General features: G+C 70.6%; 12 protein-coding genes and 1 pseudogene. 8 read left to right on the top strand and 5 right to left on the bottom strand.

The window, feature by feature from the left end; all coding sequences use genetic code 11:
* Nucleotides 1-65: 65 nt before the first annotated feature.
* Nucleotides 66-566, bottom strand: a complete 501-nt coding sequence (locus tag MKW14_RS33165; RefSeq protein ID WP_240869117.1) for a peptidoglycan-binding domain-containing protein — start codon at nucleotides 564-566, stop codon at nucleotides 66-68.
* Nucleotides 567-820: 254 nt separating this feature from the next.
* Entirely contained in the window at nucleotides 821-2,455 is a 1,635-nt protein-coding gene (locus MKW14_RS33160) for a serine hydrolase (protein ID WP_374116627.1), read from the bottom strand.
* Between the two features lie 483 nt (nucleotides 2,456-2,938).
* Between MKW14_RS33160 and MKW14_RS33155 the strand changes: the two genes are divergently transcribed.
* From MKW14_RS33155 to MKW14_RS33140, 3 genes are all read left to right on the top strand, one after another.
* Complete coding sequence (locus tag MKW14_RS33155; protein WP_240869113.1) at nucleotides 2,939-3,772, top strand: hypothetical protein; 834 nt, start codon at nucleotides 2,939-2,941, stop codon at nucleotides 3,770-3,772.
* A gap of 223 nt (nucleotides 3,773-3,995) precedes the next feature.
* Nucleotides 3,996-6,710: an ATP-binding protein gene (locus MKW14_RS41390; protein WP_308314663.1), complete on the top strand. Its 2,715-nt coding sequence runs from the start codon at nucleotides 3,996-3,998 to the stop codon at nucleotides 6,708-6,710.
* A gap of 86 nt (nucleotides 6,711-6,796) precedes the next feature.
* The gene (locus MKW14_RS33140; protein ID WP_240869110.1) at nucleotides 6,797-9,577 is read left to right on the top strand and encodes a helix-turn-helix transcriptional regulator; all 2,781 of its coding nucleotides are present in this window, start codon (nucleotides 6,797-6,799) and stop codon (nucleotides 9,575-9,577) included.
* Between the two features lie 23 nt (nucleotides 9,578-9,600).
* Here MKW14_RS33140 and MKW14_RS33135 read toward each other — a convergent pair.
* The 3 genes and pseudogenes from MKW14_RS33135 to MKW14_RS33125 all read right to left on the bottom strand — a co-directional run.
* Nucleotides 9,601-9,762 (bottom strand): annotated as a pseudogene (locus MKW14_RS33135) (alpha/beta hydrolase); the annotation flags it as partial.
* Nucleotides 9,763-9,781: 19 nt separating this feature from the next.
* Nucleotides 9,782-10,609 carry an SDR family NAD(P)-dependent oxidoreductase gene (locus MKW14_RS33130; protein ID WP_240869105.1) on the bottom strand — a complete coding sequence of 276 codons (828 nt, stop codon included), beginning with the start codon at nucleotides 10,607-10,609 and terminating at the stop codon, nucleotides 9,782-9,784.
* Nucleotides 10,606-11,415 carry an alpha/beta hydrolase gene (locus MKW14_RS33125; protein ID WP_240869102.1) on the bottom strand — a complete coding sequence of 270 codons (810 nt, stop codon included), beginning with the start codon at nucleotides 11,413-11,415 and terminating at the stop codon, nucleotides 10,606-10,608. The genes MKW14_RS33130 and MKW14_RS33125 overlap by 4 nt, the downstream gene beginning before the upstream one ends.
* A gap of 350 nt (nucleotides 11,416-11,765) precedes the next feature.
* Here MKW14_RS33125 and MKW14_RS33120 point away from each other — a divergent pair, with 350 nt between their 5' ends.
* From MKW14_RS33120 to MKW14_RS33095, 5 genes are all read left to right on the top strand, one after another.
* Nucleotides 11,766-12,497 carry an expansin EXLX1 family cellulose-binding protein gene (locus MKW14_RS33120; protein ID WP_240869101.1) on the top strand — a complete coding sequence of 244 codons (732 nt, stop codon included), beginning with the start codon at nucleotides 11,766-11,768 and terminating at the stop codon, nucleotides 12,495-12,497.
* A 513-nt stretch (nucleotides 12,498-13,010) separates the two neighbouring features.
* A complete protein-coding gene (locus MKW14_RS33115) occupies nucleotides 13,011-13,799 on the top strand; it encodes a DeoR/GlpR family DNA-binding transcription regulator (protein ID WP_240869097.1) in 789 nt (262 codons plus the stop codon).
* Nucleotides 13,800-14,464: 665 nt separating this feature from the next.
* Nucleotides 14,465-17,494 (top strand): TIM-barrel domain-containing protein, encoded by a 3,030-nt coding sequence (locus MKW14_RS33105; RefSeq protein ID WP_240869094.1) that lies wholly within the window; start codon nucleotides 14,465-14,467, stop codon nucleotides 17,492-17,494.
* 86 nt (nucleotides 17,495-17,580) lie between these two features.
* A complete protein-coding gene (locus MKW14_RS33100; protein WP_240869092.1) occupies nucleotides 17,581-19,446 on the top strand; it encodes a DUF4091 domain-containing protein in 1,866 nt (621 codons plus the stop codon).
* Nucleotides 19,447-19,566: 120 nt separating this feature from the next.
* A complete protein-coding gene (locus tag MKW14_RS33095; RefSeq protein WP_240869090.1) occupies nucleotides 19,567-19,701 on the top strand; it encodes an NPCBM/NEW2 domain-containing protein in 135 nt (44 codons plus the stop codon).
* Nucleotides 19,702-19,709 lie beyond the last annotated feature (8 nt).

Genomic DNA, 19,709 nt, shown 5'->3' with positions numbered 1-19,709 from the left:
CGCTGAGCCGCCGGACGACGGGCAGCGTGTCCGCACGGCCGGCCGCCGTGCGGACCCGTCATGAACTACCGCCCGTAGCAGTAGCCCGTGTGCCTGCCGTTCTGACCGTTGCTGTAGTCGTATGCCTGGAAGAGGAACTTGGCGCTGGTCTTGGGACCGAAGCGACCGTCGACGTCCAGCACGTGACTGCCCCAGTTCCGGTTGATCTGCGACTGGGCGTTCTTGACCGCCTGCTCGGTGTTGCCGCCGAAGTCCCGGTCCTCCGCGATGCCCTGGCCGAAACAGGCGTTCAGACTCTCCTGCACGACCAGTACGGAGATGCCGTTCATCCCCCGGACCACGACGCAGTTGTAGTTGCCCGTTCCCGAGCCCACCGACGGCACATGGAGGTACCAGCCGCCACCAACGCTCACGTTGGTGAATCCGGTGCACTGGGCCTCGGCGGCAGCCGTCTTCGACGCCACCTGCGCCGACGCCGTTCCTGTGCCACCCACCACCAGCGCCGGGACGGCCAGCGCCGCCACTGCCGTCAACGAAGCCAGGCTTGCCCGTCGTGTCGTTCGCATCGATTCCCTCTCCTTTGTCCCACGTCCCTCGCGCAGATGCGCGATCACGTGCGCCGACGGGACCTTCCGCTCCGGTGGCCGGCGTGGTCCCTCGGTGCACATGACGACACTGGGCAGGAAGCCTTGCCGGAACCTTGCCGGAACCTTGCCGCCCCGCCTGCGGAATCCGGCCTGGACGATCACATGGGCGTAGAAAATGGGCGCGAAGGCGGCAACGCCCCCTCCGCGCCCGTCCGTTCGGGCTTGCCCGCAGGCTAGCCCTTCCTCGTGAAGGTCCCGAGACCGCTTGTGTCGAGGTTCTCCACCCGGACCTTGTCGGCGCGTCCGCCGGAGCCGACGGTGAAGGTCACACCGGTCAGGCCGACGGCCATTTCGCCGGTGGTGCGGTAGCTGAACGTGTCACCGTCGTAGTGCACCAGGACGAACCGTTGCTTCTTGGGCCCGATCTGCAGGGTGAGTTCGTTCCCCCGGGCGCTGACGGTCAACGGGCCGTAGTACTCATTGGCGTACGTCCCGGTGTAGGCGCTGTTCGCCTTGGCGGGTGCGGGCGAGGCCGGGGGCTTGCTGTAGTCGACCTGCGAGCGCTCCCCCTGCAGGGTCTGCTGGAAGATCGGCCCGAGGAACTTCAGCCAGTCGACGGTCGGGCCGCCCGTCTGCGCGGTGTCGAGGAACGTGGCGGAGATCGCCTCCGGCACACCGATGGGCTCGCCGTTGGTCAGGACGACGATGCCGAGCTTCTCCGAGGGCAGCAGGGCGACGTTGGTGGCCGCCCCGAGCGCGAAGCCGCCGGAGTGGCCGAGCTTCAGCCTGCCCTGGTCGTCGTAGCTCACGTTCCAGCCGAGCCCGTAGAACCCGGTCCTGCCCGCGGGCGAGTGCGGCGGCTCGGAGACCATGTGCGGCACGTGAGTCTCCTCCAGCGCGTCGGCGTCGACGACCTGCCGTCCCTCGAACTTTCCGTTGTCCAGTTGCAGGCGCAGCCACTTCGTCATGTCCCGGACCGTGGAGCTGGCACCGCCCGCCGGGCTCTGGGCGTCCGGGTCACGCACGTACGAGGCACTCCAGGTGCTCCCGGTCCTCACGTGCAGGGAGGCCTTGTTGCCCGCCTTCTCGTAGTCGGCGAACGAGGAGCTGGTGGAGTCCATCCCCAGCGGCCGGTACACCTTGTCGGCGGACAGCTTCTCCCAGTTGCTCCCGGCCGCCCGTGCGGTGGCGACGGCGGCTTCGGTCAGCCCGAAGTTGGTGTACGCGTAGTGGGCACGGAAGGGGGCCAGCGGTTCGTAGCGCAGGTGGTCCAGGATGTACGAGCGGTCGTAGCCGAGGTCCTCCAGGAGGTCGCCGGCGTGGTCGGGCAGTCCGCTGCGATGCGAGAACAGGTCGGCCAGCGTGACATGGCTGCTGACCCACGGGTCCTTCAGCGCGAAGCCGGGGGTGTACTTGACGACCGGGTCGTCCCAGCCCACGGTCTTCTCGCCCACGGCCGCGGCGACCACGGTGGAGGCAAGGGGCTTGGAGACCGAGGCGAGCTGGAAGACCGTGTCCGCTCCGACCCGGTCCTTCGTGCCCACCTTCCGCACGCCGAACCCCTTCAGGTACATCACCTTGTCGTCGTACACCACGCCCACGGCGATTCCGGGCACACCGGTGCGGTGCATGGCGTCATGTACGACGTCGTCGAGCCGGCTCACCGCGGTCTCGACCTTGGCACGGGTGAGCTTCGCCGGTGGCTGGGCGGGTGGGACGGTGGGCAGCGGCGACGTCCCGACGGCCGCACGGCCCGCGACGGTGGTGTCGGCATCGGCCGCGGTACAGCCGACGGCCAGGGCCGCGACCAGGCCCACTGCCGCGGCGGAGCGAAGTGAGCGCGGGTATGCGCTGTGGAGTCGGGACATGACTCCCATGGGAGCCCCTCCCCCTACGCCTGTCGCGCCCTGGCAGGCCGTTCGGGGGACCAGAACGTGCGCCGCCACCCCGCCCGCGCGGCGGGAACCCTTTAATGCGGGATTGCGGATCCCGGCAGCGTGCCGTTGAGCGCGCACGATCATGGAGTCATCCGACACGGGCCGAGCCATCCTCCTCAGCGTCAGCCTGGGCCGTCAGCGCGGCCGGCACCCGCTCCCGGCTGCCGTTGACGGCGCGCACCGCCACCAGCCAACCCGTTTCGGTGCTCGGTGCGGCGGCTACGGCTCGATCCTCGCCCACTGCACATCAGTTGACGCCACGTCAGGGCCAACGCCCGAGTGATCCACCACGCATCGGGGCGCAGCCGGTTCCGGTCCGGGTCCATCGACTTCGACGATCAGGCCCGTGTGGGCGTGGATGCGTTGTCGGGGCCGTGGTCGGCTGTCGCATGCCGTTCGGTAGCATCCCTGGACATGACAACGCGGGGGTGGCGTCTGGGGGTCGTGGCGGCGCTGGCGGCGCTGTGTGTCTCTGGTTCTGGACGGCCCGAGGCCATCCGTACGGCGTCCGACCTGGGCCCCCTCCCGGCTGATCGCTACGACTTCACGTCCAGGGACTACCAGCGGTCGCAGCGGGCTTCGGCGTTGCTGGTCCGGCAGTGCATGGCGCAGCACGGCCACCCGGACTTCCCGCTCGACCCCCGCTACCCCAGCGATCCCATCGTCGCCACCGCGGTCGGCACCGACTACGGCGTCCTGGACCTCTCCGCCGCCCGCCGCTGGGGCTACGGCTGGGACCCGGCGAAGTCCACGATTGCGCGGCCGAAGGGCCGCCGGATGACCAGCGCCGAGTACGCGGACTTCCCCTCCTGCAACGCGGAGGCGAGTCGGCGGCTCATGCGCGGCATCGACGTCAAGCGGGACTGGCTCTACGCCCAGAGCTGGGAGACCGAGGTCGACAAGGCCGTCAAGCGCGACCCGCGTCTGCGTGCGGCGTGGGATGTGTGGTCCCGCTGTGTGGCCGCGCAGGACTTCGCCCGCTATGCCGACCCCGTGACCGCGTACACCGACTCCGCCTGGAAGCGCGGCAGTGACGGCAACACCCGGCATACGACGCGGGAGCGGGCCACCGCCACCGCGGACGTCACCTGCAAGCGCCGCCACCACACGGCCGAACTGTGGCACGCCGTCCGGGCACGGGAACAGACCGCGGACATCGCCGGACACCGCGACCGCTATGCCGCGGGGCTGCAGGCGCTGCGGACGTACCGGGCCACCGTCGCCGACGTGCTGCACAGGCTCGGCTGAAAACCGTCCCGTACAGACTCGTGTCGTAGGAGGAACGGCCGTCTGGGGGTATCCCGGGCCTCGCGTCCTCGCCGAGAGACGTGTGGGCACCGTCTGGTTCCGAGGTGGGGGCAAGGCCGGTGGCCGTCGCGGCCTGGCTTTTCGTTCAGGCCCAACGGACGCGGCACAGTAGTCTGACCTTTCATACGGACCGCGTCCGGCGACCCGGTCTGATGGGGGGATCGTGGAACTCATCGGTCGGGACGACCAGTTGGACGTGTTGCGCCGGCTGTTGGCCGAGCCGCAAAGCCACCAGGACGCGGTGCTGGTCCGTGGGGCGCCCGGTATCGGGAAGACGGCGCTGCTCGCCGAGGCCGCCCAGCTCGCCGACAGGCTCGGTTACCGGGTCCTGCGCACCAGCGGTGTCGAGGCCGAGAGCGACATCCCCTATGCCGGTCTGCAGTTGATCCTGCGCCCGTTGGCCGCCGTTGCCGATGACCTGTCCGCGCTGCATCAGCAGGCCCTGGACACCGCTTTCGGGCACGCCGAGGCCGGTGTCGCGGACGCCTTCCTGGTCGGTCTGGCGGTTCTCAACCTGCTGGCCGACGCGGCCGCGGTCGCGCCCGTGCTGGTCCTCGTCGACGACGTCCAGTGGCTCGACGACGCCACGGCCGGCGTCCTGGCCTTCGTGGCGCGAAGGATCGGCACGGAGCCGGTGGTCATCGTGGGAGCCGCACGCGAGGGCTACCGATCGCGGCTGGACTCCGACGAACTCACCTCCCTGACCCTGGGGCCGCTCACGGACGGCCAGGCCCGGGAACTCCTGGCGGACCGCGCCCCGGAGTCGCGGCCGACCGCGCATCGCCGGCTGCTGGCCGAGGCGGCAGGGAACCCCTTGGCCCTGACCGAGCTGTCCCGGACCCTCGGCGCGTCGGCCGATCCGCATCTGTCGCAGCTGCCGCTCACCGAGCGGCTGGAGCGGGCCTTCACCGACCGTCTGGAAAGCCTGCCCGACATCACCCGCAGTCTGCTGTTGATCGCGGCCCTCGACGACAGCCCGTCACTCCCCGAGATCTACCGCGCGACCCGGCAGTTGACCGGCGCCAGAGCCGGAAGCGACGAGCTCGACCCCGCCGTACGGGCTCGGCTCGTCCAAGTCGTCGGTACGGAGCTGCGGTTCGGGCATCCGCTGATGCGGTCGGCGATCCACCAGACCATGCCCACCGGCGTCCGCCGCGCCGCACACGCCGCCCTCGCCGCCGTACTCGACGAACACCCCGACCGGCAGCTGCGTCACCGGGCCGCCGCTGCCGACGCCCCGGACGAAGCCGTCGCAGCCGCGTTGCAGGACGCCGCTCACCGCGCCGCGCACCGGGGCGGCATCGCGGCAGCCGTCACGGCCCTCGAACAGGCCGCCGCGCTCAGCGAGGACACCGACCGCCGGGCGGAACGGCTGCTGCGTGCCGCCGACTTCGCCGTCGAGCTCGGCCGGCCCGAGACGGTGACCCGGCTGCTGGACCAGGCGCTCACCGGGCCGCTGTCGCGGCGGCAGCACGCCACGGTCGTCTGGCTGCGCGGCAGCTTCGACGAGGGGCTGCACAGCCACGCCTCGGGAGCCAACTCACTGACGGCGCTCGCCGAGGAGATGGCCGCGGAGGACCGGGCGCTGGCGCTGCGGATCCTGTGGAGTGCCGCGCAGTTGTGCTTCTGGTCCGATCCGGGGCCGGAGGGCCGCCGCGCGGTCCTGCGGGCAGTGGAGCGGATGGGGCTCGACGAACTCGATCCGTGGCGCCTGGCCATCTGCGCCTACGCCGCCCCGGTCGAGCGCGGCACCTTCGTCCTGGACCGGGCCCGGCACATCGCCCTGAAGGAGGGCGACGACGGCCGCTCCTACCGCATGCTCAGCACCGCCTCGCTCCTCGTCGGCGGCTTCGACCTGGCGCGGGCGTTCTCCGCGGCCGGTGGTGCGCCCCTGCGCGCCCAGGGACGTCTGGGGCTGCTGGCTCGGACGGTGGGCGCGGACGCGTGGAGCGCGCTGGTGGTCGGCGATCTCGGCGCTGCGATCGCCGCGACCGAGGAGTCACGGCGGCTGGCGCGCGAGACCAGCCAGTCGATGATGTACGCGTTGATGACCGCCACCGCGGCCAAGCTGGCCGCCCTGCGCGGTGAGGTGGATTCCGCCCTGGAGCTGGCCGAGGAGGCGGAGGGCATCGGGCTGCCGGCCGGGGCGCGTCCGGTGCTGGCCACCGCGTCGATGGCACGCGGGCTGGCCGCGGCGGGCGCGGGACGGTTCGAGGAGGCATTCGGTCATCTCCGCCGGCTCCACGATCCGGCCGATCCCGCGTTCCAGGTGGCCCTGCGGCTGACCGCCGTGGGTGACCTCGTCGACGCGGCGGCGCACTGCGGGCGGCTGGAGGCCGTGCTGCCGATCGTGACGGAGCTGGAGGAGATCGCCACGGTGACGTCCGCGCCGGTACTGCATGCCGAACTGCGCCTGGTCCGGGCGCTGCTGGCCGCCGACGAGGACGCCGACCCGCTCTTCACGGGCGCGCTCGGCGCCGACCTCGGCGCCTGGCCGCTGATCAGAGCCCGTACCCACCTGGCCTACGGCGAATGGCTACGGCGCCGTCGGCGCAGTGTGGAGTCCCGCGACCACCTGCGGGCCGCCCGCGACATGTTCGACGCACTCGGCGCGATCCCCTGGGGAGAGAGGGCCCGCCGTGAACTGCGCGCCTCGGGCGAGACCAGCCGCCGCCGGGCCCCGGACGCCCGGGACCGACTGACCGCCCACGAACTGCAGATCGTCCAGCTCGCCGCGGACGGGCTGACCAATCGCGAGATAGGCCAGCGGCTGTACCTCTCGCACCGCACCATCAGCTCGCATCTGCACCGGATCTTCCCCAAGCTGGGCGTGGTCTCGCGTGCCGAACTGCGGGCGGTGGTCAGCGCCCTGCGCTGACCACCGTCACATGACGCTCGCTTCCGGCGGCGCGGCGCTCTTAGCGTTTCCCCACGTCAGACCATCGACGAGGGGGGATCGGCCCTATGGCGTGGAACGGCGTCCACCGTGCACCCGGGCCGCCGATGGTCGGCCGCCGGGCCGAACGCGAAGCCATCGGCCGACTGCTCGACGCCGTACGGGACGGCCTGAGCGGAGTCCTGGTCCTGACCGGCGAACCCGGGATCGGCAAGACCCGGCTGCTGGAGTACGCCGCGGAGCGGGCCGCGGAACTGCGCGTGCTCCGCCTGACCGCGGTCGAATCGGAGACCGGTCTCGGCTTCGGCATGCTGCACCGCTTGCTGCGGCCTTTCTTGAACCGGACGGACCGGCTGCCCGGGCCGCAGCGGACCGCGCTCGACGCGGCTCTGGGCCTGGTTCCGGGTCCGCCCGCGGACCGCTTCCTCGTCGGGCTCGCCACGCTGACACTGCTGTCGGAGGCCGCCGCAGACCAGCCGCTGCTGTTCCTGCTCGACGACGCGCAGTGGGTGGACCGGGAATCGGCCGAGGCGCTGGCGTTCACCGCTCGGCGGCTGCACGCCGACTCCCTGGGCCTGATCATCGCCCTCCGCGACGGGCTCGGGTACACCAGCCTGTTCGACTCGCTGGGCGGGCACGCCATGACCGGTCTGCCGGAGTCGGAGGCCCGGATCCTGCTCTCCTTCGCCACCCGGCGGGTGGACACGGCGGTGGCCGAGCGGATCGTCGCCGGTACGGGCGGCAATCCGCTGGCCCTGCTGGAGCTGACCGAGGCCCTCGCCGCCGAACAACTGGCCGGTATCGCCCCGTTGCCCGATCCACTGCCCGTGAGCCGCCTGGTCGAGGGTCATTTCCGACGCCTGGTCCACGCCATGCCGCCCGAGACCGCGACCCTGTTGCTCCTGCTCGCCACGGCCCCCTCGGACGACACGGGGATGATGTGGCGGGCCGCCGGGCGGCTGGGCCTGTCAGCGCGCGCCGTCCAGCCCGCGATCGCCGCCGGAATCCTCAGCCGGGACACGCCGACCGCCTTCCGGCATCCCCTGATCCGCTCGACGCTGTACGCCGGAGCCGAACCGGGCGAGCTGCGCCGGGCGCACGCGGCACTGGCCGCCGTCTGCGACCCCGTACGCGACGCCGACCGCCGCGCCTGGCACCGGGCCGAAGCCGCAGAGACCACGGACGACGGCGTCGCCGACGACCTGGAAGCCGCCTCCCAGCGGGCCCGCTCCCGCGGCGGATACTCCCAGCAAGCCCTGTTCCTCTCCCGCGCCGCGGACCTCACCAAGGACCCGGACAAACGCGCCGAACGACTCCTCGACGCGGCCCAGGCCCATCTGATGTCCGGCGACGCGCCCGCGGCACACACCGCGCTGGACCTCGCCGGCGCCGACATCCGTGGCCCAGTGCTGCGCACCCGCGAGCTGCGCATGCGAGCGACCGCTCAGATGTTCCAGATCGCCGTCGCCGACGTCCCCGCGATGCTCATGGACGCCGTGACCAGGCTCGGCCCACAGGATCCGAGGCTGACCTGGGAACTGCTCTGCGAGGCGCTCCACGCCGTACTGGTCGCCCACGACTGTACGCAGGGCACGTCGCCGGCCGAGGTCGCGGCTGCCGCTCTCACCGCACGGCAGCGCACCCCGGAAAGCGGCCGCGACCTTCTGATGGAGGCTCTGGCTCGTCGCGTGGCCCAGGGGTACGAACGCGGCGCGCCCGCGCTGCGCGCCGCCCTGGACGCGTTACGACTGGACGGCGGCATCGGTGACGCCAACAGCCCGTTCGCGGTGATGCTCTCCATGGCCTGCGACGATCTGTGGGAGGTCCAGGCCGGGCGCGAACTCACCGACCGGCTGGCGGCGGCCGACCGCGACACCGGCGCCCTGTACGCGCTGGGCATCACACTGCTCGTCCAGGCACGCTACGACCTCCTGGACGGACGGTTCACGCAGGCGGAGGTCCGCTACGCCGAGTTCGACGACATCGCCGCCGCCACCGGCTTCCTCGGTGGCGGCGACATCAACCGGCTGCACCTGTTCGCCCTGACCGGCCGCGAGACCGAGCTGCGCGCGGCGGTCCGGCGGGCCGCCGGGATGAGGAGCATGGGCCACGGCGTGCTCCAACTCCTGGCACAGCACGCACTGACCCTGTTCGAGCTGGGGCGGGGCCGCTACCGGCAAGCGATGAAGCACGCCCGAAAAGTCTTCGACGAGGACCCCCCGGCCTGCGGCAACCTCGTCCTGCCGCTGCTCGTCGAGGCCTGTGTCCGTTCCGGCGACCGCACCGGCGCGAACGCGGCCCTGGCCCGGCTGGAGGAACGCGCCCCGCTCGCCGGCACCCCCTGGGCGCTGGGCAGCCTGGCCCTCGGCCGGGCACTGACGGCCGAGGGCGACGACGCCGAGAAGTTCTACCAGGAGTCGGTCGAACTGCTGCAGCAGAGTCCGCTGTCCTTCGAACAGGCCCGCGCGCGGCTGCTGTTCGGCGAGTGGCTGCGTCGCGGCAAGCGGCGCTCCGACGCCAGGAAGCAGTTGCGTGCCGCGTACGAGAGCTTCCACACCTTCGGTGCGGTGCTGTACGCCGAGCGGGCCCGGCTCGAGTTGCTCGCCACCGGGGCGACAGCCCGGAGGCGGTCGGAGGAGACCCGCTTCGATCTCACACCGAGGGAACGGCAGGTGGCGTTCATGGCGGCCTCCGGACTGACCAACGGGGAGATCGCGACGACGCTCTTCGTCACCGCCTCGACCGTGGAGTTCCATCTGAGCAAGGTGTTCCGCAAGCTCGGCATCACCTCCCGCAGGCAGATCCCCGGCGCGATAGGCGATCCTGGCCCGGCGACCGCCGTCGACTGACGTGGTGTCACTTGCTCAGGGAGGATCTTGGCGACATCGGCGCGGAAGTCGGTGAGCCAGGTGGGCACGCACGCCACCGACGCGTACGCCGACGCCCCCGCCGCCACGCTCCAGCCGGCCCGCACCACCTCTTCGCTAATGCGGCTGCCGAGCGTCTCGTCGAGGTTGTAGAAGGCCTCGTGGAAACCGGGCGCCGACGTTGGGTCAGAGGGACTCGACGAGACCGCCGTCGATGATGAAGTCGGCGCCCGTGATGTTCGCCGCCGCGGGACCGGCGAGGTAGAGCACGAGTTCGGCCACCTCTGCCGGACGGGTGAAGCGGCCGGTCACCGACTGGTCCGCCGCGCCGCGCGCCACCTCGCGGGGGTCGACGCCCCGGGACTCGGCGACGGTGGCGGCGACCCCGCCGGCGCCCTGCCACAGTGCCGTCTCCACCGGGCCGGGGCCGATGGTGTTGACTCGCACGCCGCGCGGCCCAACCTCCTTGGAAAGGGCCTTGCAGAAGTTGGTCAACGCGGCTTTGGCCGCGCCGTAGTCGATGACCAGCGAGTCGGGCAGTCTGGCGTTGACGGAGGAGACGGTGACGATACGTCCCGCGCCGGTGGCGAGCAGGTGCGGCAGGGCGGCCCGGGTCGTGCGGACGGCGGCCATGAAGTTGACCGTGAACGTCCACTCCCAGTCCTCGTCCGTCACCGCCAGGAAGCCGTCGACCCGCGGCCGCACCGCGCCGACGTTGTTCACCAGCACGTCGACACCTCCGTGGACCGCCACGGCTTCGGCGACCAGCGCGGCCGGACCGTCCGGGGTTGCGAGGTCGACTTCCACGACGGTGAGTTCGGCGCCCTGCTTCACGAGTGCGTCGAGGGCTTCGGTACGTTCCCTCGATCCGGCGACGACGCGGGAGCCGGCCGCGAGGAAGGCCTCGACGACGGCCAGCCCGATGCCGCGCCCGGCACCGGTGACCACGACGGTCCGTCCGGCCACGCCGGCGTCGGCAAGGGGATCTGCGGTGCCGCGGGAGGTCGATCTCATCGTGCGCTCTCCAGGCTCTGCGTCCGCAGCCAGTTCAGGACGGTGTCCGCTACCTCGCGCCAGCCGCCGTCGACCGTGAGGGAGTGCCCGCGGTCCGGGAAGTTGACGATGTCGGTGACGGCCTCGGAGTGCCGGTACTGCTTGAGGGTGGCCCGGGTGACGACCTCGGGCACGGTGTGGTCCTTGCCGCCGGAGATGAGCAGCAGCGGGCCGCGTCCGCTGTTCTTCGTGTCGACCTTCGCGGGCGAGTGGGGGTTGAAGTTGGCGGAGGCGGCCTCGTAGAGCGGCTTGCCCGGCGCGGGAACGGTCCAGCGCTCGTACAGGGCTGCCGATTCCTCGTCCGCGATGGCGTTGCCGAAGGCGAACCGGAACTGCTCCGGGGTCAGGGAGACCGACCGCCGCTTGTTGGCCGGGTTCCTGAAGACCGGGAACGTCGCCTTGAGCGCGGAGAGCGGCAGCGGCAGGACGCCCTTGATCTGCGCGGCGTCGATCGCGACCGCCGCGGCGGCACGGTCCTGGCCGAGCAGCTTCTGCGCGATCATCCCGCCGAAGGAGTGACCGATCACGACGGGCCGCTCGGGCAGGGTCTCGATCAGGGCCGCGTAATGCTCCACGACGTCGTCGATGCCATAGCCGGCCACGCTCTCGGGGTTCTGGCGGGCCTCCTCCACGGTGCCGGGGTCGCCGGGCCAACCGGGCGCGGAGGGGTCGTAACCCTCCACGCGGAACAGGTCGATCCAGGGTTGCCAGGAAGTGCTGTGCAGCCAGAGGCCGTGGACGAAGACCACGGGAAGCGGAACGGACATGGCTGGGCCTCTCTCGAGTGGGTGTGCTGACCCGGCATGTCCCCAGGAGACCGCGAACCGGCTGCACTCGCACCGGGGTGACACCCCAGTGGTTCAGGAACAGAGGCGAGTCGCTCTCCCCAACTCCCTGTTGAAAAGATCGGCTACGAACCGATCCGGCCCTCGAACGGTCAGAGCGTACGGACGCGACGGAGACGGTGGCGACCGAGCCGGCGTTCTCGCCTACTTCGTCATGGGGCCGGCCCCGGACGGAAAGGCCGACGTGGTCGCCGCCTCGGCCACACCGGTCGCGACCACTGAGGTCGGATCCACCACCACGGAGGGGACCGGCGCTCCGGACGCGTCGGGCCGTGCCGCTTCCCCGACCGGCACGCCCATGCCGGACGGCCTCCGCGGCCACCCCCGCCGCGCGGAAGTCTGCCAAGGCCACCCCGCGGGCACCGCGCAGGACGGCCGCCACCACGTCGTCGGCAGGGCGGATCCAGCCCGGGACCTCCTACAGGGGAGTCGCCACCGCCTACGAGGCCGAAGACGGAGACGGTGCCTGTCTGTTCGGCCTGAGCCCCGACCTCGTGATCGCCGCGATGAACACCACCGACTACGAGACGTCCAGGGCGTGCGGCGCGTATGTGCTCGTGCACGCGGCCAACGGCAAGTCCGTCACCGTACGGATCACCAATGAATGCCCACTGACCTGCGCTCCCGGGCAAATCGACCTCAGCCGGCAGGCCTTCGTCGAACTCGCCGATCTCAAGGTCGGCCGGCTCGCGATCACCTGGAGCCTGGTGAACCCCGGCTCGATCGGCACCATCTTCCGGTACAAGACGGGGTCCAGCGCCTACTGGTGCGGCATCCAGGTCATCGACCACCGCAACCCGGTGACCGGACTGGAGGTACGGACCGGGAGCGGCTGGCGGCGGCTGCCCCGCACCGACTACAACTACTTCGTCTCCGCCGACGGCACCGGATGCGGCAGCTCCATCAGGGTCACGGACATCTTCGGCGAGCAACTGACCATCAGCGGCATCGCCGTGAAGCCGAACGTCGTGCAGCCCACCCAGGTGCAGTTCGCCCGACACTGACCGCACGGGCCACGCCTGCAGTCGTAGGAATCGGCCGGCACGCAGGCGAAGTGGCTGTCGACACCGAGGTCGCCCAGCACCCTTACGGGGCCACCTCGGTGGTGGCGTTGTGCGACGATGTCGGTCCGGGTGAGGCGGAGCGCTGGGGTGTTCGCTCTGGGGCGGGCGGGGCCGTGACAGCGGTGCGCAGCTGGGCTGTTCGGGTCGGGATGGTCGGGCTCGCCGTCATCGTGAGCGCCCTCGTGACGGCGGTTCGGCGTCGCCTACTGTGTGGTCAGCACCCGAGCGGGTGGAACTCGATGCTGGTCTGGTTCGGCGCCCTGCGAGCTCCTCACAGGCGTAGCGGACGGGCGGTCGGCGCCCTGCAAAGCCATGGGGCGCGTCATCGCGAGAAAAGTTGGCAAACGTGCAGCGTTTTGCTCGTTTGGCGGCCATAACATACCCAATCACACGTTGTGGTTTCATGGAGATGCGCACATCGTGGCGCACACCAGCGACAGAGGGTTGTGAGACATGGCGGCACCGCAGGTCCGGTGGAGCGCGCTGCTCGAGATGCTGACCCGCGACGGGCGGATCGAAGTCGAGGCGGCCGCCGAGGAGTTGCAGGTCTCCGCCGCGACGATCAGGCGCGACCTCGACGAGCTGGCCCGCCAGCAGATGGTCACCCGCACGCACGGCGGAGCCGTGATCAACGCGATCGCCTACGACTTGCCGCTGCGCTACAAGGCCGCGCGCAACGCTCCGGAGAAGGAGCGGATCGCGCACGCGGCCGCCGCTCTGGTGAAGGCCGGCGCCGTGGTGGGGTTGAACGGCGGCACCACGACCACCGAGGTGGCGCGGGCGCTGGCCACCCGCGCCGACCTGAGCTCCGGCGGCGCGGAGACGGCGGTCACCGTGGTGACCAACGCCTTGAACATCGCCAACGAGCTGGTCGTACGGCGTCATGTGAAGCTCGTGGTGACCGGCGGGGTGGCCCGGCCGGCGTCCTACGAGCTGATCGGCCCGCTGGCCACCGAACTGCTCGCGGAGATCGCGCTGGACCAGGTCTTCATCGGGGTCGACGCCATCGACGTGGCCCACGGGGCGACCGCCCACCACGAGGGCGAGGCCAGCATCAACCGGGCCCTGGCCCGCCGCGCGCAGCAGGTCGTCGCGGTCGCCGACGCCTCCAAGCTGGACCGGCGGGCGTTCGCCCGCATCTGTCCGGTGGAGGACATCGACGTCCTGGTGACCGACAAGACCGCCTCGGACCAGCTGACCGAGGCGTTCACCGCGGCCGGCGTCGAGGTCATCCGCGCCTGACAGCACCCGGCCCTGTTCCGACCGTGGTGTATTCCGGCGTCACCTGAGCGCCACCACGTACTCGTTCCACGCGCCGATGAAGGTGTAGACGAGCGCGGCCACCACACCGGGCATTCGGGGACCAGGCGCTCCTGCCGTCCCGTCTCGCCGCCGTCGTCGCGCGCCTCTGCGGGCAGTTGGTGGCGCTGGGCCGGGACTCGCCGGCGGACCTCGTCATGGTGCACCGGCTGGGCGCGGCCGCCGCCTCGGCCCGTGGACTGGATGGGGACAATCCGCGCCATCTGGCCCGCTCCGTGAGCCTGGCCTGACCCGACCTCCGGGGCCCATCTCGGCGGGGTCGCAGAATTTGCCGCTCCGTTACAAGCGGTTTCGGGGCCCGCCGAGGCCTCCCCGCACGGCCCGAAAGCGGCCGTCACCAGGGACGACAACTGGTCGACAGCAGCCGCTGGGAGGCTCGGGAGGCCGCGTGCATGACATGTTGACAGGTGGCGTCTACAGCAAGAGCATGTGCGAAATCGCTTGAAATCTTGCATGTGCACGCAGCAACAAGCAGAAAGCACGCCCCGCCCGGCACCGCGCTTCGTCGTGGCCGTGCACTTCGCTCACCGACCCGCACCTCGCACCGTCGCTTCCAAGCCCCCGTCCTGTCCGACAGGAGGACACGAGTGCACCCCCGACTGAGCAGCCCCGGCGTCCTGTTGATCGCTGCCCTCTTGAGCTGCGCTCTGCTGGTGGCACCCGTCACCGGAGCAGCCACCGCGGCAGCGGCCTCCGCCCGCCCCGCCGCAGCCGCCACAACTGCGCCGAAGGTCACGCGCTCCGCGCACGCCGTCACGGTCTCCGTGCCGGCCTCGGAGGACGCCCCCGGCTACACCCTCGACGTGGCCACCGACGAACTCGCCCTGACCACGCGCCGGTCGGGCAAGACCGTGCTCGCCACCGCCTCCGGTGCCACCGGCGCCCTGCGCTTCACCGGGGCCGACGGCACCTGGCAGCACGCGACCGGTGTCACGGACTGGACCTGGATCAACGGCGTCCTGACCGTCACCGCCGACAGCACGCTCGACGGCGCCACGGTGGAGGCCCGGATCACGCCCCGCGCCGACCGCTACCAGCTCGACTGGGACGTCCACGGCGGCGGACCCAAGCAACTCGGCCTCGTCTACGACCTGTCCTCGGCCGGGCACTGGTACGGCCACGGCGAGGCGCAGACTCCGCAGGGCGGACCGGGGGTCGACCAGCCCTGGCCGCTGGACAGCGGCCAGGTGGAGCACAGCGGCTTCGGCCCCGCCTCGTACAACATGATCGATCCGTTCTGGTACACCTCCGCCTCGACCGGACTGCGCGTCGACACCGGCGACACCATGGACGTGTCCGTCAACGGCTCCAAGGACGGCCTCGGCCGCTTCACCGTCGACGCGCCCGGCACCTACAAGGCCACCGTCTTCGTCGAGTCGACCCCGCTCGCCGTCTACCGCGACTACATCGGCATCGTCGGCAAACCGGCCAAGAGCGACGCCACGTACGAGCAGTACGCCAAGCCGTTGTGGAACTCCTGGGCGCAGTTCTACACCAAGGTCGACCAGCAGAAACTGCTCTCCTACGCCACCGAACTCCACGACAACGGCCTGGGCGGGCACACTATCCAGCTCGACGACAAGTGGGAGTCGAACTACGGCAATCTGACCTGGGATCCCAAGACCTTCCCCGACCCCAAGAGTCTGTCCGACAAGATCCACGACATGGGGTTCGACTTCGGCCTCTGGGTCACCCTGTGGATCAACCTCGACTCCGCCAACTACCAGTACGCGGCCGACCACGGCTATCTGCTCATGGACGCCAAGGACACGAGCAAGCCGTGCGAAGTGACCTGGTGGAACGGCCAGGCCGGGATCATCGACCTGGCCAACCCCGACGCCAAGGCCTGGTACGAGGGCAACCTCAAGACCCTGATGGACAAGTACCGTATCGACGGGCTGAAGTTCGACACCCGCTTCTTCGACGAGAAGTGCGCGCCACGCCAGGGCCACCAGGCCACGGACTACCAGAAGCTCGGCACCCAACTGGCCGACACCTACGACCTCCAGGGCGCCGGCATCCGCGTCCACTGGAACTCCACGGCCCACCGGGCTGGCTTCGTCACCCGCCAGGTCGACAAGGGCACCGGCTGGGACTCCCTGAAGGCATCGGTCAGCCAGAACCTGGCGATCTCCACGATCGGCTACCCGTTCGTCGAGTCCGACATGATCGGCGGCTCCGGCGGGCAGGCCGCTCCCGCCAAGGACGTCCTGATCAGGTGGGCGCAGTCGGCGTCGCTCATGCCGCTGATGTACGCCTCGACCTCACCGGTGGAGACCAACGACGTCACCACCGGCCAGAAGGTGACGTACGACCAGCAGACCATCGACCTGTACAGAGCGGCGATCAAGGCACACGAGCGGCTGGCCCCCTACATCTGGGACCAGGTGCAGGCCACGCTGAGGACCGGCGACCCGATCATGCGCCCGCTGTTCTTCGACTTCCCCAAGGACCAGGCGAGTTACACGGTCGCGGACGAGTGGATGCTGGGCCCCGCCGTGCTGGCCGCGCCCAAGCTCGGCTCCGGTGTCACCCGCACGGTGTACCTGCCGTCCGGCACCTGGTTCGACGTCAACCAGGGCCGGGTCATCCACGGCCCTGTGACCCTCAGGGGGTACGCGGCGCCGATCGGGGTGACGCCCACGTTCGTGAAGCTCGGCGCCAAGGGTGCCTTGAAGGCGATCCGGGCTCTGAAACGCGACGACGTCCCGGCCGCGTCCGTCCTCATCGGTCCGGACACGCCCAGCACCGGGTCGGGCAAGCCCTTCGAGCTCACCACCACGGCCACCAACTGGGGCACCACGGCCATCAGCGCCGTCCGCACCTCCCTGACCGTGCCCACCGGCTGGACCGCGCAGCCCACCGGCGTCGCGACCAGGCGCTCCCTGGCACCCGGCGCCGCGTACACCACCACCTGGACGGTCACCCCGGCCGCCGACGCCGCATGGGGCGGCCACGACCTCACGGGCGCGGTGACCTACAAGACCGCCGCCGGGAGGCCCGTCGCCGTCGACGACACCTTGCGGGCCATGGTGGGAGCGGCCCCCGGCACCGTCCACGATCCCTACCGCACGGCACAGACCACCGACGCCCAATACGCGCAGGCCGGCGACCAGTTCGCCATCTGGGCGGGCGGGCAGGACCTGTCCGGCTGGAAGGACGAGAGGGGCGCCGTCTACCTGCCCGGCGGGGTCGGCGAGCACTCCACGGTCCAGACGGAACTGGTCTCGCAGAGCGGTGACAGCCCGGCGGCCAAGGCCGGGCTGGCGATCGCCAACGACCTCACCGACCCGGCGAAGGGCGGCTACGCGGTTCTGGCCATGACCCGGAGCTATGGGCTGGAGTTCATGACCGACAGCAACGGCGACGGCGTCCTGGACACCTGGGCCGGTGGGGGCTCGACGTACTATCCGGCCCATCTGCGGCTGGTCCGCGACGGCACCAAGTACACCGCGTACTCCAGCAAGGACGGCGAGACCTGGACGGCGGTCGGCACCGCGCAGGTGCCGTCGGCCACCGGGAGTGAGGACGCGGGGCTGGTCGCCAGCGCCGTCAACGCCAACTATCCCGGGTCCACCACCGAGGCCGTCTTCAAGGCCTTCTCTGTCACCTCCTGAGCCCTGTCGTTTCCCGAACCCGTCACATGCTCAACCCTGCCCGGCCTTCGACCCAGTCCAGTACGAGCCTGAGAGGGGCCCGGACCATGTCACGCGTTCCGACGGCCGTCGCCGCCTTCGTCGCCGGGGTTGTCATAGCCGCGACAACCACGGCGATCGCCGGCACCGGCAGATCCACCACGGACGTCAACGAGACAGCGACGACCACCTGGCTGACCGTCAAGGTCGCCGACGCCATGGGAACCAGGGACACGATCACCTGGGTCCCCACCGGCTCCTTCGCCTCCTCAGCCGAAGTCCGTGTCCCCCGCTACCCGACCACCGCCATCCAGGGGAAGGACACCAGGGACCTGTCCCTCTCCGCCGTCCGCAACGAGCAGGTCTCCGCCCAGCTGGCCATAGCTTCGGGACATGACCTGCACGGCGTGAGGGCGAGCGTCGGCGACCTCACCGGGCCCGGCGGGGCGAGGATCTCCGGCGCCGGGACACAGGTCCGGTTCGTGAAGTACGTGCCCGTGCAGCGTTCCAAGACCGAGATGGACTGGTCGGCCACCATCGACCAGGTCAGTTCCCCGACCGAGGTCTCCGGCGACCGAAACCCGGACGTCGTCGGCGACGCACTGCAGGAGGGCCCCTCGGTCGACGTGCCCGCCTACGCGGCGCAGCCGCTGTGGTTCACCTTCCACATCCCGAAGACCGCGGCGGCGGGCACCTACACCGGCACGGTCAGGGTGACCGCCGACGACGGCACCAAGGTCACCTACCCGCTCTCCATCGAGGTGGCGAACGCCGCCGTGCCGGACGCGAAGGACTACGGCTTCTTCCTCGACGTGTGGGCCCAGCCAGAGACGATGGCACTGAACAGCGGTGTCGAGCCATGGTCGGACAAGCACTGGAAGCTGATCGAGGCCTACGACAAGGACCTGGCGGGCCACGGCCAGAAGGTCGTCAACACCACCATCGTCGACAACCCGTGGCACCACCAGTGGTCGCTGGGCACCCGCCGGTCGCAGACGGCCACGCCCTACTCCAGCATGGTCGGCTGGAAATGGGACGGCACCCGGTTCTCCTTCGACTTCTCCCGCTGGGACAGGTACGTCCGTACAGCACTGAAAGCAGGCGTCGGCCCCGACATCGGGGCGTTCTCCATGCTGGCCTTCCAGGACGGCGAACACCTCACCTACACCGACACCCGGACCGGCAAGAGCGTCTACCAGAACGTCGACCTGGGCGGCGACCGCTGGCGCGAGGCATGGGGAACCTTCCTGCCCGCCTTCGTCAAGCACCTGCGGGCCAAGGGCTGGCTGGACCGCACATATCTGTCGTTCGACGAGCGGCCGGTGGAATCCATGACGGTCGTCAGGGACTTCGTCCACGAGGTCGCACCGGAATTCGACAGGCGGATCTCGGTCGCCGGCTCGGCGAGCACGGCCGACCTCGCCTCCGACCTGTCCGTCAGCTGGGACACCATCGACCAGATGACGGCCAAGAAGGCCGAGGAGCGCCGGGCCGAGGGCAAGGTCACCACCTTCTACGTCTACGGCACCCCGGCCCACCCCAACACGCTGTCCTACTCCCCCGCCGTAGAGGCCCGGATGCTGCCCTGGATCGCCGCCCAGCGTCACCTGGACGGCTTCCTGCGCTGGTCGTACAACAGCTGGACGTCCGACCCCTTCAGCCAGCCGGTCTACATCTTCACGCAGGGCGACGAGTACCTGGTCTATCCCGGCAGGAACGGCCCGATGTCCAGTGTCCGCTGGGAGCAACTCAAGGAAGGCATCGAGGACTTCGAGCTCATCGACCAGCTGCGCAAGAAGAACGGCGGCACCAGCGACAGCGACGCCCTGGCCCAGGCCCTCGGCACCGCGACGCGCGACCTCGACGGCCGTACGAAAGACGTCACCGATGTCGAGACCGCGCGGACCGCGGTGGTGAAGGCGCTGACGTCATGATCATGAGAAGAGCCTGGCTCGCCCTGCTCACCGCCGCATTGCTGGCCGCTTGCTGCCTGCTTCACGGCGGCCCTGGGCCTGGACCAGGAGACGTACGGACGACCGGACGGTCCGGCCACGGTGGCCTACAGCGTCGTCGCCGACGGAGTGACCGTCTACGAGAGCGGGACCGTCGACCGCGGCACGGCGACCAAGGCGATCGACCTGGACGTCACCGGGGCCCGGCTCGACGCGATGGAAGATCCGCGGCTCTGATCGCGGTC

The sequence above is a fragment of the Streptomyces gilvus genome, assembly GCF_022513565.1.
GTDB lineage: Bacteria > Actinomycetota > Actinomycetes > Streptomycetales > Streptomycetaceae > Streptomyces > Streptomyces gilvus.
Note: the sequence above shows the minus strand (reverse complement) of the source record. Positions and strands in the feature narration are given on the sequence as shown.